Origin of the sequence: Plesiomonas sp. (assembly GCF_051652165.1) — a bacterium.
Classification (GTDB): Bacteria; Pseudomonadota; Gammaproteobacteria; order Enterobacterales; family CAMTGL01; genus Plesiomonas.
In genome coordinates, this window is the sequence record NZ_JBOFTR010000004.1 from 191,199 (window position 1) to 206,035 (window position 14,837).

Genomic DNA, 14,837 nt, shown 5'->3' on the forward strand with positions numbered 1-14,837 from the left:
AATTGCGTCCAGAAAACATAACAGCTCCTTCTATATAGCATATATATAACTATTGTTATGTTGATGTATTTATAACACTGTTTATAACTATGGTTATTAAATAATATATAGATATAAAAAGAAAGGTAATTAAACACATTGTAACAAAATAAGTGAAATGAATACTAAAAAATAGTGTCTTTACTCTATTTTAAGCAAAGTGAAGTTAAGCCTCGTTTATGTAATTTATTTTACGTCTTGTGGCTTGCACAGTATGCCTATTTATTTCTTAGCAATTACTAAATTAATATTTCATTTATTTATAATAAAATGTATTAGATAAAATGTGTCATTAAGCTAACTGAATTTATATGTCTATGTATAAATTAAATATTCACTTACAAGGTGAGTATTTTGATTACGCTTAAAATTGTGGTGAATATAAAAACGTGACACGTATCACCAACCAATATTGGGACTCCCGTATTTTATTCTTAGTTTAGTAGGCAACTTTGGCCTGTACTTATAATGAGGATATATAAAATGCGCGCACCTAAAATTGATAAAACTGCAATTAGCCCATTTGAACAATATTGTGATGGTTATGGAGCACCAGGTGCACAAGGATTAGGTTATGTCTCTGTTTTAAAAGTCTCTTCCGGTACAGTATATAAAACAGATGATATGCTGCTTGATGGCATTGTTGCGTATGATCGCTCTGAATGTAATGATGCCTATGTTGGTCAAATTAATATGCTGACAGCCTCAAGTTTTTGTGGGTTAGCAGGTCAAGTGTGGGGGCATGACTTAGCAATACATGAAGATATTTATAACAATAAAATATCAACAGTATTAGAAGCTAAACAGTACGATGGTTCTATGCTAAAAGTGTATGATGCGCAGCCGTTATTAGATGCGGGTAAAGAGCTCTTTGGCAGTGAAGCTAATCGCCGCTTTCCATTACTACCTGGTGCACATGTTATTTGTGCTAATAAAAGTGTGACATCTTATCGCCCAGTAACCGGTGAACTTAAAGAGGGTGAGGCTTATGGCGTTTGGTCATTTATTGCCATTTCACTGTCAAAAGATCGTGATAATTGCGCAGACTTGTTTATTGAAGATGCCGGTTTGTGGACAAAAAATGATAATGAAGCAGATTTGATTTCCTTCCTTAAAGAACACCGTAAATCAGTCGTATGGTCAGTTGTATCATGCGGTGAAGATTCACATGTATTATTCGACCGTACTTATGTAGGCTTTGCTTATTCCATAATGAAACCGGGTGAAATTGGCACTGCATTAACTTGTGCACCGTATGCTACATTGGCACGAAATGCGATTCCTTCTACTGGCTTTCATAGCCTAAATACTATGCAATTAAATGATTGGCTGGCCGATCGTAAATTGCCACGAATGACTAAATAACATTGCCTCAACAATAAAAAGCAGCGTGTAAAAATATCTATTATTGTATGGTGGATTAATTTCATACAATTTTACGGCATGCTGCTGCTTTTTTTTCGATAGTCATGTTTTTTAATAATTATAATATGGATAAGGTCTACGTCATGGCAGAATTGTCAGGTAAAAATGCACATAAAATAGGGTTGGCAGCTCTTACATTAGTAACTGCGTCAAATATGATGGGGTCGGGTGTATTTATGCTACCCACCAATCTTGCAGGTATTGGGTATATCTCATTATGGGGTTGGGTAATTACTATTATCGGGGTTATTTCACTTGCACTCGTGTTTGCCAAATCAAGTTTTATTAATCCTAGAATTGGCGGTATTGTTTCTTACGCGAAAGACTCATTTGGCCCTTTTGTTGGTTTTCAGTCAACAATTTGCTATTGGATTAGCGCCTGGATTGGTAATGTTGCACTATTAGTTGCAGGTGTCGGGTATCTTAGCTATTTTTTCCCTATTTTGCATCAGCCAATTTATAGCTGTATTACATCAATTATTATTTTATGGGGGTTTATTTTACTCGGATCATGCGGGGCTAATATTGCTGGGCGTTCACAATCATTTACCGCTGGTTGTATGTTAGTTGTTGTATTAGGTGTAGGCTTTTTAGGCTGGTTTTGGTTTAAGCCTGATAATTTCACCCAAGTTTATAATGCAACTGGCAAGAGTGATTTGAGTGCAGTGATGAGTGCAGCCTCTATTGCATTGTGGGTTTTTTTAGGCGTGGAGTCAGCTGTCGTATCAACCGGTCAAGTCAAAGATCCTGAACGCACAGTACCAAAAGCGACAGTGTTTGGTTTGCTAATTACTGCAGTATGTTATGTAAGCAGTTGCTCAGTTATTATGGGTATTGTTCCCCATGAAATTTTGGTTCACTCGCCAGCGCCATTTGCGGCTGCTGCCAGCTACATGTTTGGCCCACTGGCTGGTAAAATTGTCTCTGCACTGAGTATTATTGCTTGCTTTGGTTCGTTATCCGGTTGGTTGATTTTACAATCTGAAGCACCACGTGCTGCGGCAAAAGATGGTATTTTCCCTTCATTTTTTAGCGATACCAATAAAAATGATGTGCCGATGAAGAGTCTGGTATTTACCGGTATTTTGATGAGTTTAGTGCTGTTTATGACTGCATCACCAAACTTAGCAAAACAGTTTGAGATTATTATTCTGTTATCGGTATTTGCATCGTTATTGCCTTATATTTATGCCATTATCTCATTACCTATTTTAATGATTAATAAAGATCTCACTAAAACATCAGTCTTTAAATTTTATCTGGTACTGGTTTGTATTGCCTTCGCCTACTGCTTATATGCACTGTTAGGTTCTGGAAATAACTCTTTGTACTGGGGGATTTTAATGGTGATGATTACTATTCCTCTGTATATTTATGTTGCAGTTAGAAAACATAAAGAAGAAGTGGGAAGTCTCTCTCAGGATATATCAATAAAATAAAGTGCTATATGTTCGCATAGTGCTGTGCATGCCAAATAATATTGCAATTTATTTTATCTATTTATCTCTCTATTTAATATTCAACCATGAAGGTTTACGGAGAAGAAATATTCATGTTTTCGTGAACTTCTGCAAAACACATTAAAGGTATTATCATGTCTCTATCAATTAAAGATCAAAATACATTAGATAAGTTTTGGGCGTATTGTGTAAAGAATCAATATTTTAATCTAGGGTATCCTGAGTCTGCTGATTTTGATTACACGATTTTAGAGCGATTTTTGCGTTTTTCGATTAATAATTGTGGTGACTGGTCTGAGTACTGTAATTATCTCTTAAATTCGTTTGATTTTGAAAAAGAAGTCATTGAACATTTTAGTCAGTTATATCAAATTCCTTTTGAAAAATGCTGGGGGTATGTAACCAATGGCGGTACTGAAGGGAATATGTTTGGTTGTTATTTAGCACGGGAGCTTTTTCCTTCTAGCCGATTGTATTTTTCAAAAGATACTCACTATTCAGTAGCTAAAATCGTCAAGTTACTGAGAATTGATCACTGTATTGTTGAGTCAACAGATAATGGTGAAATGGACTATGATGATTTAATTAGCAGAATTAAAGCAAATAATGAAAAGCACCCAATCATTTTTGCAAATATCGGGACAACAGTACGCGGTGCTATTGATAACATCAATATTATCCAAAATCGGATTGCAGAATTGGGTATTGCGCGTAAGGAGTACTATATTCATGCTGATGCTGCACTTAGCGGTATGATTTTACCGTTTGTTGATGAGCCACAGCCATACAATTTTGTTGATGGTATTGATTCTATCTCTGTTTCTGGCCATAAAATGATCGGCTCACCAATTCCATGTGGTATTGCCATTGCGAAAAAAGAGAATGTCGATAAGATTTCAGTTGAAATTGATTATATTGCTGCGCACGATAAAACGATTACCGGATCACGTAACGGCCATACGCCGATTATGCTATGGGTTGCGGCAAAATCTATCAGTATAGAAGAGCAGCGCCGCCGGATTCAACGTTGCTTACATAAAGCAGAATATGCGGTTAAACGTTTTAATGATGCCGGGATCCCCGCATGGCGAAATAAAAACTCAATTACTGTTGTTTTCCCAAAACCTTCTGAGTACGTATGGAAAAAACACTGTTTGGCAATTTCAGGAGATGTTGCACACATGATCACATCAGCACATCATCTTGATACCACCAAGATTGATGCACTGATTGATGATGTGATTGCAGACAGCATGGCCATGGTGATTTAGCCATTCTCTTTTTAATAAGGTTCATTTTTTATGATAAAGCTCTGAATTTTTAGAACTCAGAGCTTTTTTTATACACTTAATTCTATAAAGAATTGATAAGCATTATCATATCTAACCTTAATTAATAATGAATTGCATAAGAAAAAGCCAATCAGACAGACAAATAGCATTTTTCTTGAAAGAATATGTCAAAATAGTGGCTCTGTGCATGAATATAGGTACTGCAAGTGTCTGAAGATCGTAACTTTGACGGTATTGTTGATAAATTTGCGCGCAATATCTATGGTTCAGCTAAAGGTCGTATCCGTGAAGCTGTGTTACAACAAGATTTAGAAACACTCCTCACAACACTGCCTGCTCGTCCACTTCGTATTCTTGACGCTGGTGGGGGGATGGGGCAATTGTCGCGTTTTTTAGCGGCACAAGGTCATTTTATTACATTGTGTGATATCTCTGGTGAAATGCTCACATTAGCAGAGCAAGCTGCGCAGGCAGATGGTGTCGCAAAGCAGATGCACTTTGTGCACAGTTCAGCACAAGAGGTGGGTAATCATTTAGCCGCTCCGGTAGATCTGGTATTGTTTCACGCAGTACTTGAATGGGTTGAGCAGCCTATTGAAGTGTTAGAAAACCTGACAGATCTTCTGTTACCAGGTGGAGCAATGTCATTAATGTTCTATAACTATAATGGCATGCGTCATCATCATTTAGTGGGTGGAAATTTTGAGTATATTCAGGCGGGTATGCCACTGAGCAAAAGAAAAACACTGGTGCCTACTCACCCTCGAAAGCCTGAACAGGTATATCAATGGTTGGCTGATTTAGGTCTAAACATTAGTGGTAAAACCGGTGTTAGGGTATTGCACGATTTCCTAAGAGATAAATCTCATCGGGAAACAAAATTTGAACTGTTGCTTGAAATGGAGCAACAGCTTTGTCGGCAAGAGCCTTATATCAGCCTTGGCCGTTATATTCATGTCATGGCTCATAAGCCTGATACACACATTTACGGCATGTAGAATTTTTAAGGGATATTGCATGAGTGAGTTTTCCCAGACCGTACCTGAGCTGGTCGCCTGGGCGAGAAAAAACGATTTCTCGATTGCACTGCCGGTAGAGCGTTTAGCGTTTTTATTGGCCATAGCCACATTGAACAGTGAGCGTTTTGACGGTGAAATGTCGGAAGGTGAATTGGTTGATGCGTTTCGCCATGTCACTACGGCGTTTGAATTGGCCACCGAAACCCTGACTCAACGTGCAAACAATGCCATCAATGATCTGGTGCGTCAGCGTTTACTTAGCCGTTTTACCAGTGAGTTGACAGAGGGGCAGTCAATTTATCGCCTAACTCCGTTAGGGATTGGGATAACGGATTATTATATCCGCCAACGAGAGTTTTCTGCACTGCGCTTGTCGGTGCAGCTCTCTATTGTGGCCGATGAAATTCAGCGTGCCGCAGAAGCGGCTGAAGAGGGTGGTGAAGAGCCACACTGGCGACGTAACGTGTATGCGCCGTTAAAATACTCGGTTGCTGAGATCTTTGATAGTATCGATCTTACCCAGCGTTTGATGGATGAACAGCAGCAGTCAGTAAAAGAGGATATTGCTGCGTTATTAAGTAAAGATTGGCGTGCCGCAATGACAAGTTGTGAACTACTGCTTGATGAAACCTCAGGAAACCTGCGCGAGTTGCAAGATACCCTTGAAGCGGCCGGTGATAAACTGCAATCACGCCTATTACAGATTCAAGATGCTACACTCAATCGGGCTGATTTGAACTTTGTTGATCAACTGGTGCTTGATCTGCAAGCCAAACTTGATCGCATTATCAGCTGGGGTCAGCAAGCGATTGACCTGTGGATTGGTTATGATCGGCACGTGCATAAATTTATCCGTACTGCCATTGATATGGATAAAAATCGGATTTTTGGTCAGCGTCTACGCCAGTCTATTCACGACTACTTTGATATGCCATGGGTATTGTTGCACGCCAATGCCGATCGCTTGCTAGATATGCGTGATGAAGAACTGACATTGCGTGATGAAGAAGCAACTGGTCTGCTGCCTCCTGAACTTGAGTATGAAAGTTTAGCTGATCTTAATGAGCAGCTCGCAGACAGTATTGATGCACTGCTCATTGACTATCGTCAGCATAATCGCCCACTCGATTTAGGCCATGTACTTCACGATTTTCTCCAGCGTTTTCCTTATGCCCGCCACTTTGACGTATCACGCCTACTCGTTGATCACGCCGTACGGCTTGGGATAGCGAAAGCTGATTTTGCCGGCCTGCAACCAGAGTGGCAGGCCATTAACGACCACGGAGCCAAGGTACAGGCCCATGTCATCGATGAATATTGAACAATATATGCCACTGCGTTTAGCGCAGGCATTAGCAAACCCAATTTTCCCTGTGCTTGACAGCATGCTGCGTTCAGGCCGACATATTGGATTAGACGATTTAGACAACCACGCTTTTTTGATGGATTTTCAGTCAGAGCTGGATGATTTTTACCGCCGTTATCATGTTGAACTGATCCGCGCACCAGAAGGCTTCTTCTATTTACGCCCGCGTTCAACAACCTTGATTGCGCGTAGCGTGCTTTCAGCACTTGATATGTTGGTCGGAAAAGTGTTGTGTTATCTCTATCTTAGCCCGGAACGCTTGGCACAAGAGGGGATCTTCACCGTTGCTGACTTGCATGATGAGCTAATGAATCTGGCCGATGAGAGCAAGTTGCTCAAACTGGTGAACAACCGTTCAACCGGTTCAGATCTAGATCGCAAAAAACTGCATGATAAAGTAAACACCTCGATGAACCGTTTGCGCCGCCTTGGTATGGTGGTGATGATTGGTGACAGTGGAAAGTTTCGAATTTCAGAAGCAGTATTTCGTTTTGGGGCTGATGTCCGCAGTGGTGATGATCCGCGTGAAGCGCAGCTACGCATGATCCGTGATGGGGAAGCGATGGCCGTAGAGAGCCTATCTTTAGACGATAGCCGTGATGATAATGCAGACAGTAACGCTTTCGTTGATGATGGCGAGGAATAATCGAATATGATCGAACGCGGTAAATTTCGCTCATTAACGTTGGTAAACTGGAACGGTTTTTTTGCCCGGACTTTTGATCTTGATGATCTGGTCACCACGCTATCTGGCGGAAATGGTGCGGGTAAATCCACCACGATGGCGGCATTTGTCACCACCTTGATCCCCGATCTAACGTTACTGCACTTTCGTAATACCACCGAAGCGGGTGCAACCTCTGGTTCACGTGATAAAGGCTTGTACGGCAAACTTAAAGCCGGCGTTTGCTATGCCACGATTGATACGGTTAACTCACGCCATCAACGCGTGCTGATTGGTGTGCGTTTACAGCAGGTGGCGGGGCGTGATCGGAAAGTGGATATTAAGCCATTTATGATCCAAGGCCTGCCCATGGCCAGTTATCCGACGGAATTGCTGACTGAAAAGCTCTCTGACTCACAAGCACGTGTACGTCAGTTGCCAGAAGTGCGCGATTTGGTTGATGGCATGGAAGGTGTGCAGTTTAAGCAATTTAACTCAATTACTGATTACCACAGTATGATGTTTGATATGGGAATTATCCCCAAACGTCTGCGCTCGGCATCTGATCGTAGTAAGTTTTATCGCCTGATTGAAGCCTCACTGTATGGAGGGATCTCCAGCGCCATTACTCGCTCTCTGCGTGATTATTTGCTGCCTGAAAACGTGGGTGTGCGTAAAGCCTTTCAGGATATGGAAGCGGCACTGCGTGAAAACCGGATGACACTCGAAGCCATTCGTGTCACACAGTCTGATCGCGACATGTTCAAGCAACTGATCACTGAGTCGACTCACTATGTTGCTGCCGACTACATGCGCCATGCCAATGAGCGCCGTCAGCACCTTGAAGCGGTAATGAATATGCGCCGCGAGTGGTTTGGTGCGCGCAGCGAACTGGTTAGTCAGCAATACCGCTTGGTCGAAATGGGGCGTGAACTGGCTGAGCATCAAGGGGCAGAAAGTGATTTAGAAGCCGATTACCAAGCTGCTGCTGATCACCTAAATCTGGTGATGACGGCACTGCGTCAGCAAGAGAAAATTGAGCGTTACCGTGACGATCTCGATGAGCTTTCAATGCGTCTGGAAGAGCAAACGGAAGTGGTTGAAGAGTCAGCCGAGCGTCTGGCCGATGCCGAAGAGCGTGCCGAAGGCGCAGAGATTGATGTTGATGATCTGAAATCACAATTAGCTGACTATCAGCAGGCGCTTGACTCACAGCAAACCCGCGCACTGCAATATCAGCAGGCAGTACAGGCGCTTGAAAAAGCCCGTGCACTGTGTGCGTTGCCCGATCTCACTGCAGAAAATGCCGCGCAGTGGCAAGAGGAGTTTGCCATTCGCGAACAGGCTCTGACTGAACAACTGTTGGGATTAGAGCAAAAGATCAATGTCGCACAGGCCGCATCTGGGCAATTTGAAAGGGCCTATCAGCTGGTGTGCCGTATTGCCGGTCAGGTCGCGCGTAGCGATGCATGGCAGACTGCACGGGAATTGCTGCGCAATCAGCCCTCTCAGCGCCATTTTGCCGAACGAGCAGAACCTTTGCGTGCGCAACTGGCAGAGCTTGAGCAGCGTTTACGATCTCAGCAAGAGGCCGAGCGTCTGCTTAATGAGTACATCAAACGCAGCGGTGTGGCGTTGGATCACCCCGCAGAGCTGGCCGATGAACAGGCACAGCAAGAGGCAAACCACGAGAGTATTAATACCGAGCTTGCCGAACACCTTGAACAGCGTAATCACCTGCGCCAGCAGCGTGAACAGATTAGTATCCAAGTTTCCGCGCTATCAGCGCGTGCACCTCAGTGGCTAGCAGCACAAGATGCGCTGAACAACTTAAGTGCGCAGACCGGACAACCGCTCGAAGACAGTCAGGCCGTCATGCAGCAGATGCAAAGCCTGCTAGAAGATGAGCGTGCGCAAACGGTGGTTCGAGATCATATTGCTGCCCGTAAGCACGATATTGAGACGCAGATAGAGCGTTTGGCGCAGCCTGGCGGGGCAGAAGATGGCCGTTTGGTTGCATTGGCCGAGCGTCTAGGTGGGGTGCTGCTCTCTGAGATTTATGATGATGTCACCATTGATGACGCACCTTATTTCTCTGCACTGTATGGCCCTGCACGTCACGGTATTGTAGTGCAAGATCTTAGCGCCATACGTGATCTGCTCACCGAGCTTGATGATTGCCCTGAAGATCTTTATTTGATCGAAGGTGATCCCCAATCTTTTGACGACAGCGTATTCCAGACACAAGAGCTCGAAGGCGCGGTTGTTGTACAAGTGTCTGATCGTCAACTGCGTTACTCGCGTTTTCCGGCTGTTCCGCTGTTTGGCCGTGCTGCACGTGAAAATCGTCTTGAAATACTGCGTACTGAACGTGAAACACTGGCTGAGAAATATGCAACGCTGTCATTTGATGTACAAAAATTACAGCGTTTACACCAGACATTTAGCCGCTTTGTTGGTGAATATCTCGCAACCGCGTTTGATGCCGATCCGGAAGCGCAGATTCGTCTGCTGACTCAACAGCGCAGTGATATTGATCGTGATTTGAGTCAGGCGGATGCCACCGAGAAACAACTGCGTTCACAAGCAGAGCAGGCTCGTGAGTGCGTAAATATGCTCAACCGCCTTGTTCCACTCAGTGCATTGCTGGCGGATGAAACCCTCATTGACCGTGTTGATGAGTTGCGGGAAGAGCTGGATAACGCGCGTATTGCGCAGCGTCATATTCAGCAGCATGGCGAGCATTTGCAACAGCTAGAATCAGTAGTCAATGTGTTGCAAAGTGATCCTGAGCAGTACTCACATCTTCAGGCTGATTATCACCACGCGCAAAGTGCCCAGCGTGAAGCCAAGCAAAAGCTGTTTGCACTGTCGGAAGTGGTTCAACGCCGCGCCTATTTTGCTTACGCAGAATCGGTGGGTATGGTTGGGGAATCTTCCGGTTTTACGGAGAAACTGCGTGAACAACTGAGCCATGCTGAAGCCGAACGTAGCCGTTGTCGTGATCAGTTGCGTCAATTACAAAGCCAACACAGCCAGTATCACCAAGTGATGGCGTCACTGAAAAGTGCAGCCGATGCCAAGCGCGATATGTTCAAAGAGCTTGAACAAGAGATGCAGGATTTGGGTGTGCGAGCCGACAGTGGTGCAGAAGAGCGGGCACGTATTCGCCGTGATGAACTGCACACACAACTGAGCCATAACCGTCAGCGCCGTAGCCAGCTTGAGAAGCAAACCGCAATCGTAGAAGCAGAGATGGACAGTCTGCAAAAACGTCTGCGCAAACTTGAGCGTGATTACCTAACGCTACGCGGACAAGTGGTGAGTGCAAAAGCCAACTGGTGTGCCGTATTGCGTTTGGCGCGCGACAATGATGTAGAGCGCCGTTTACATAAGCGTGAGTTGGCTTACTTGTCGGCAGATGAGCTGCGCTCAATGTCGGATAAAGCATTGGGTACGCTGCGTCAGGCGGTAGCGAATAATGAAATGTTGCGTGATGTACTGCGCACATCGGAAGATTCACGTCATCCTGAAAAGAAAGTACTGTTCTATATCGCGGTTTATCAGCATCTGCGTGAGCGTATTCGACAAGATATTATCCGCACCGATGATCCAGTGGATGCCATTGAGCAGATGGAAATTGAGCTGGCGCGTCTGACCGAAGAGCTGACCAACCGTGAGCAGCGTTTGGCTATCAGTGCTGAAGCGGTGGCCAATATTATGCGTAAGACGATTCAGCGTGAGCAGAACCGTATCCGCATGCTGAATCAGGGTTTGCAAAATATCTCGTTTGGACAGGTGCAGAGCGTACGTTTGTCAGTCAATGTGCGTGAAAGCCATGCCATGTTGCTCAATGGTTTAGCAGAGCAGCGTGAACAGCATCAAGATTTGTTCTCTAATCAGCGTCTTACCTTCTCTGAAGCACTGGCAAAACTGTATCAGCGCCTGAATCCACATATTGATATTGGTCAGCGTAGCCCACAGACTGTGGGTGAAGAGTTGCTCGATTACCGTAACTACCTTGAACTGGAAGTGGAAGTTTGCCGTGGTTCAGATGGCTGGTTACGAGCAGAAAGTGGCGCACTCTCTACCGGTGAAGCGATTGGTACTGGTATGGCCATTTTACTGATGGTGGTGCAGAGCTGGGAAGAGGAGTCACGCCGTTTACGCGGCAAAGATATCGCACCATGTCGTTTGCTATTCCTTGATGAAGCTGCGCGTTTGGATGCGAAATCTATCTCCACTCTATTTGAACTGTGTGATCGCTTAGATATGCAACTGCTAATTGCTGCACCGGAAAATATCAGTCCAGAAAAAGGGACAACCTACAAACTGGTACGTAAAGTGTTTAAAAATCACGAACACGTGCATGTGGTTGGTTTGCGTGGTTTTGGTGTAGAGGCAAAAACGCTGAAAGATAATCACACACAAAATACAGATTTAGTAACAGATCGTAATGTTGAAATTGAAGATACATTTTAATTTACACATTAGTGCTGTGTTACCTATAGGTACAGGGCATTAAAATTGCACTGTAAATGGTAAAAAAAGCCAGGCGTAATAATAGATTGTGTCTGGCTTTTTATTTTATGTATTGATTTTCTTTATTTTATGATTAGACGTGCGTTTTACGTTAATTAATGTGACGAGCAATAGATCAGCTGCGATGATCAAGGTATGCTTTTTTTATCCTATATTTTAATGATGTGAGTTTGTACACAACAATACGTAAGCGCCATGACAAATGCGCAGTATTGTAAAAGCAGTGGTGTCAGTGTGCAAAAAACAATAATGAAAATAAAAGAGTTGAATTTACATGAGCTCATTAAAGGTAACTCAAAAGCTAGGTTGTTTGCTGTTAGCTGTTTTGTTAGCACAACCTTCAATAGCAATGGCTGCAACAGCAGGGGCTGCGCACGCAAATAGCCGTGTTGCAACACCGCGTATTGACCAAATTTTACCTGCGAGTATCGTACTTGCTTTTCCTCAACAGATAAGTAAGTTATACACCGCAAGTCACATGCAACCGCTTTGGCAAAATCAGCAAGTAAAAGAGGCATTTTTACTGCAATTAAATGAGTTAGCCCTTGCAGGTGTTAGCCCTCGTTTTACTCAATGGGTCAAAGAGCTGTCTAATCCAAAGCTGTCTGAAATGGCAAAAGACATTGTACTCTCTGATGCGATGTTAGGGTATTTAAGCTATGTTGATCAAATTAAAGCAAAAGGCGATAGCTGGCTATATACAAAAACAACACCTGTAGTTTTAGCCACACCAACTGAAAAGCGCATCATGCAGTGGTTAAAAGCGAAAGATAATGCTACAGAATTGGCTTTTATTAACAGTCTTGCGCCTCAAAATCGGCAATATGCACTGATGCAAAAAGCGTTAGCACGTCTTATCCATGAAAGTGATGAGGGTTGGCCACAGTTAGGAAATGGCCCATCGTTGCGGCCAGGGGATTCAAACCCCGACGTTGCGGTGTTGGATCATATCTTACAATTGACAGGTTACTTACCTGATGCTGTTACTGATGTTAGCGACGATGTATATAGCGGTACACGGGTTGATGCCGTTGAGAATTTCCAACGTCAGCATGGTTTAGAGGCTGATGGTGTTATTGGTCCACGGACGCGTTTTTGGCTCAATCAAGACCCACAAACACGCGCAGCATTGCTGGCATTAAATATGCAGCGTTTACGCCTGTTACCAACAGAAAAAGTGAATGGGATCTGGGTTAATATTCCTGATTATCATTTAGCCTATTACCGTGGTGGCAAAGAGATCCTTGACTCTAAAGTTATTGTAGGGCGACCAACGCGTAAAACCCCGTTTATGCATAGCCAACTGAATAACGTGGTATTAAACCCGCCGTGGACAGTGCCAGATCGTCTGATCCGTGAAGATTTGATTCCAAAAATTAAGCGTGATCCAAGCTATTTGGCAAAACATGGTTATGTCATTTTAAGTGACTGGACTAATGAAGCGTATGAAATTTCACCGTATGACATTGATTGGTCAAAAATGTCAGATAAGAATTTTCCCTATCGCTTAAAACAAGCACCTGGTGATGATAACTCATTAGGGCGTTATAAGTTTAATATGCCAAATTCAGATGCCATTTATTTGCACGATACGCCATCTAAAGGATTGTTTGGTAAGGATATACGTGCATTAAGCTCAGGTTGTATACGCGTCAATAAAGCCGCACAATTAGCAGACATGTTGCTAAAAGATGTGGGTTGGAATCAAGAGCGTGTGAGTTCTACTTTGAACAAAGGTAAAACGACCTATGTACCTATTCGTGAACGCGTACCGGTACAAATTTACTATCTCTCTTCTTGGGTTGCAGACAGTGGGCAAGTTCAGTATCGAACTGATATATATGATTACGATAAAGTCTCTCGTGCTAGTACGCTAATTCGCGATAATCTGCGGACATTGCTTAACTAATACGAGTATAATACTAAGTTTTAAAGAGAAGAGAGCAGAAATGCTCTCTTTTTTTATGATAAGTATGTAGCTTGGTTAGTGGTCATCATAGAACACCATGTTACGGCATAGACCTGAAATTGAATATCACCGACAAAATAGAAAAAAAGAGAGTAGGGGCTGTCATATTCTCGATAGTTGGGGAGAGTTCTCATTTTTAGCTTTTTTTTGTGATTTAGATCATAAAAACAGCACTAAAAAAGAATGAAAAAGTAAACGAAGTGTCTGAGCTGTATGAGTTGTAAAAAAATCTGTCAGATATTGGTCTGTTAGCAGAGGTTGACTAGCTTTGTCATGCCAGTTAAGGTTCGTGCTGCTGCTATTTATAGCGTTTATTTATAATTAACCGGATAGTAATCACTAAAATTATGCAAAATCTTGAGCAAGATGTTAATCACGGCCGTCGTAAATGGCTTGCTTTAGGTGGTGTAGTACTCGGTTGCTCGTTATTACCTGGGCAGGCTTGGGCATCACTCTCTACATCAAAACCTAAAGTCCTGACTCTAAGTAATATTAATACAGGCGAAAAAGTCAAAGCAGAGTTTTTTGATGGTAAAAACTATGTGTCTGAAGAGTTAACTCGGCTTAATTTTTTGCTGCGTGATTACCGTGCAAATCAGGTGACGAAAATAGATAAAAAACTGTTTGAGCAGTTGTATCGAGTGCAGTTAATGCTCGGCGCAAAAGGTGAGATTCAACTTATTTCAGGTTATCGATCACCAAAAACAAATAATAATTTACGTCACCGTTCTAGTGGTGTAGCAAAACATAGCTACCATACACTGGCACGTGCGGTTGATTTTCGTATTGAGGGTGCATCTTTAAGCAATGTACGTAAAGCTGCACTAAAAATGCGCGCAGGTGGTGTAGGCTATTATCCAAAGAGTAATTTTGTACACATTGACACCGGGCCGGTGCGGACATGGGGTAAATAAGCCATATCAGTTTAGTGATGGCCGTTTCTTGCTTCTGTTTTATATAAAAAGCATATTTTATATAAAAGGTGATACAAAAAATAAAGCCCTGTGTTGAGAGTATAGAGGGCTTTGTTTTTTTGTAGGTGACTATTTTCTCAAAAGTAT

9 protein-coding genes are annotated in these 14,837 nt (G+C 43.0%); all 9 read left to right on the forward strand.

What is annotated here, in order from left to right; translation table 11 throughout:
• Nucleotides 1-522: 522 nt before the first annotated feature.
• Complete coding sequence (hdcA, locus tag ACRC53_RS03375; protein WP_438642154.1) at nucleotides 523-1,404, forward strand: histidine decarboxylase, pyruvoyl type; 882 nt, start codon at nucleotides 523-525, stop codon at nucleotides 1,402-1,404.
• A 143-nt stretch (nucleotides 1,405-1,547) separates the two neighbouring features.
• Nucleotides 1,548-2,903: an amino acid permease gene (locus ACRC53_RS03380; RefSeq protein ID WP_438642155.1), complete on the forward strand. Its 1,356-nt coding sequence runs from the start codon at nucleotides 1,548-1,550 to the stop codon at nucleotides 2,901-2,903.
• A 155-nt stretch (nucleotides 2,904-3,058) separates the two neighbouring features.
• Nucleotides 3,059-4,195 carry a histidine decarboxylase gene (locus tag ACRC53_RS03385; RefSeq protein WP_438642156.1) on the forward strand — a complete coding sequence of 379 codons (1,137 nt, stop codon included), beginning with the start codon at nucleotides 3,059-3,061 and terminating at the stop codon, nucleotides 4,193-4,195.
• Nucleotides 4,196-4,422: 227 nt separating this feature from the next.
• Nucleotides 4,423-5,214, forward strand: coding sequence for a tRNA uridine 5-oxyacetic acid(34) methyltransferase CmoM (gene cmoM / locus ACRC53_RS03390; RefSeq protein ID WP_438642157.1), 792 nt, complete (start codon nucleotides 4,423-4,425; stop codon nucleotides 5,212-5,214).
• Nucleotides 5,215-5,233: 19 nt separating this feature from the next.
• On the forward strand, nucleotides 5,234-6,556 hold the full coding sequence (gene mukF, locus ACRC53_RS03395; RefSeq protein WP_438642158.1) for a chromosome partition protein MukF: 1,323 nt from the start codon (nucleotides 5,234-5,236) through the stop codon (nucleotides 6,554-6,556).
• Nucleotides 6,537-7,247, forward strand: coding sequence for a chromosome partition protein MukE (gene mukE, locus ACRC53_RS03400; RefSeq protein WP_438642159.1), 711 nt, complete (start codon nucleotides 6,537-6,539; stop codon nucleotides 7,245-7,247). The genes mukF and mukE overlap by 20 nt, the downstream gene beginning before the upstream one ends.
• Nucleotides 7,248-7,253: 6 nt before the next feature.
• Entirely contained in the window at nucleotides 7,254-11,747 is a 4,494-nt protein-coding gene (gene mukB / locus ACRC53_RS03405; protein WP_438642160.1) for a chromosome partition protein MukB, read from the forward strand.
• Nucleotides 11,748-12,081: 334 nt separating this feature from the next.
• Entirely contained in the window at nucleotides 12,082-13,716 is a 1,635-nt protein-coding gene (gene ldtD / locus ACRC53_RS03410) for a L,D-transpeptidase (protein ID WP_438642161.1), read from the forward strand.
• Between the two features lie 407 nt (nucleotides 13,717-14,123).
• Complete coding sequence (locus ACRC53_RS03415; RefSeq protein WP_438642162.1) at nucleotides 14,124-14,690, forward strand: DUF882 domain-containing protein; 567 nt, start codon at nucleotides 14,124-14,126, stop codon at nucleotides 14,688-14,690.
• Nucleotides 14,691-14,837 lie beyond the last annotated feature (147 nt).

Bases quoted from the DNA above. Each gene is read 5' to 3' on its own strand.
- hdcA (WP_438642154.1), top strand. From the start codon at position 523: ATGCGCGCACCTAAAATTGATAAAACTGCAATTAGCCCATTTGAACAA.
- ACRC53_RS03380 (WP_438642155.1), top strand. From the start codon at position 1,548: ATGGCAGAATTGTCAGGTAAAAATGCACATAAAATAGGGTTGGCAGCT.
- ACRC53_RS03385 (WP_438642156.1), top strand. From the start codon at position 3,059: ATGTCTCTATCAATTAAAGATCAAAATACATTAGATAAGTTTTGGGCG.
- mukF (WP_438642158.1), top strand. From the start codon at position 5,234: ATGAGTGAGTTTTCCCAGACCGTACCTGAGCTGGTCGCCTGGGCGAGA.
- mukE (WP_438642159.1), top strand. From the start codon at position 6,537: ATGTCATCGATGAATATTGAACAATATATGCCACTGCGTTTAGCGCAG.
- mukB (WP_438642160.1), top strand. From the start codon at position 7,254: ATGATCGAACGCGGTAAATTTCGCTCATTAACGTTGGTAAACTGGAAC.
- ldtD (WP_438642161.1), top strand. From the start codon at position 12,082: ATGAGCTCATTAAAGGTAACTCAAAAGCTAGGTTGTTTGCTGTTAGCT.
- ACRC53_RS03415 (WP_438642162.1), top strand. From the start codon at position 14,124: ATGCAAAATCTTGAGCAAGATGTTAATCACGGCCGTCGTAAATGGCTT.